At 37.2% G+C, this 1,625-nt stretch carries 2 pseudogenes; one reads left to right on the top strand and one right to left on the bottom strand.

The annotated features are described in order from the left end of the window. Positions 1-278: 278 nt before the first annotated feature. Positions 279-677 (top strand): annotated as a pseudogene (cmoB, locus tag CBG25_RS08490) (tRNA 5-methoxyuridine(34)/uridine 5-oxyacetic acid(34) synthase CmoB); the annotation flags it as partial. A 51-nt stretch (positions 678-728) separates the two neighbouring features. Here cmoB and cutC read toward each other — a convergent pair. Next, positions 729-1,392 (bottom strand): annotated as a pseudogene (cutC, locus tag CBG25_RS08485) (copper homeostasis protein CutC); the annotation flags it as partial. Between the last annotated feature and the right edge of the window lie 233 nt (positions 1,393-1,625).

The following is a 1,625-nucleotide window of genomic DNA, read 5'->3' as shown; positions in this document are numbered from 1 at the left end:
AATGATTGCTTTACATAAACGATTATCTCGTAACAGCCGCTCTTTGTTGATCATTTCAAACCTTTATTCTCTAAGTTAAACCTCTTTTTATTCTCAATAGCGTGACAAAAAATGCAAGTCTCTATTCAGCAACTAGTTTAATGATTGCTTTACATAAACGATTATCTCGTAACAGCCGCTCTTTGTTGATCATTTCAAACCTTTATTCTCTAAGTTAAACCTCTTTTTATTCTCAATAGCGTGACAAAAAATGCAAGTCTCTATTCAGCAACTAGTTTACTGTATTTTCAATGGGTGTACTTTATCATCGGCGTTCACCGTTAGATCATCTCTATCAACTAAAAAATCAATTAGTTTCCGGTGGTGAGCTAGTACTGGAAAGTTTAGTTATTGAAGGTGATGAAAACCAATGCTTAATACCTGAAGAACGTTATGCTCAAATGCGTAATGTTTATTTTATTCCCTCAGCCAAAATGCTTAAAATCTGGCTAGAAAAGTGTGGCTTTTGCGATGTGCGTATTGTTGATCAAACAGTAACAACCGTACAAGAACAGCGAAAAACAGCCTGGATGGAAACCGAATCATTAGCAAATTTTCTTAACTCAAATAACATGCATTTGACAGTTGAAGGTTATTCGGCTCCTCTACGCGCAACTTTAGTTGCCAAAAAAAGGTAAACTTGACGGTATTGAATACCGTCATTGCTCTAAACTTGTAATCATTCATTATTAGCAAATAGCTAATAAATTTTTCATTGCTTCCACCTCACGACTATCTACACAACAATGGGTAAATTCATCCATCTCCATATTGGAACTCATCGTTACCACTGCTTTGCGGTAGTTCATGGGCCGATGGCATCACTCTTCCAGCAGATGTATGTACTTCCGATAACCCTGCATCAATAAATTTCTTCAAATTTGAACATCTTACCCCAGCACCCGCCATGATTATCGGGCCATTTGGGGTTTTAGCAGATAATGCATTTAATTCTTTTAATAACGGTAAACCACATTCCGCATTCTGCTGCTGACCTGATTAATATACGGGCAACACCAAGTTCTGTCAGCTGTACATAGGCCTGTTTTGGGCTAATGCACATATCAAATGCACGATGAAAAGTAATCTCCATATCCCCAGATAATGCTTTTAAAATACGCATGCGCGGTATATCAATATGCCATATACCACACCAGGAAAACCTAACTGCCTGATAAATTTAACATCATGTTTAATAGTTTCAAACTCACTATCGCTGTAACAAAAATCCCCTCCTCTAGGACGTACAATTGGATGAACGGGGATCTTTATCATATCTTTAGTCTGTTTTAAACAACCATAACTAGGCGTTAATCCACCTTCAGCTGGACTGGAACAAAGTTCAATACGATCTGTGCATATTACCATGCATGCAGATCACCCAATAACATTGATGGAGATCAGCTAATAACATTTAACCAGATCGCTTAATAACATCGATGGAGATCACTTTTGACCCATTTTGTTATTCGGTGATCTCCATCAATGTTATTCTAATTATCACAGGTGTGTTGAACTGTATTCTTTGCCATATGAGGGTAGAGAATACCTATGCCAACAGTACCTATTTCAATGAGAAAACTAAA

It is taken from the genome of Arsenophonus sp. ENCA (assembly GCF_002287155.1).
GTDB classification, from domain to species: domain Bacteria; phylum Pseudomonadota; class Gammaproteobacteria; order Enterobacterales; family Enterobacteriaceae; genus Arsenophonus; species Arsenophonus nilaparvatae.
The sequence above is the reverse complement of the archived record's forward strand: the minus strand, read 5'-3'. Positions and strand labels throughout refer to the sequence as shown.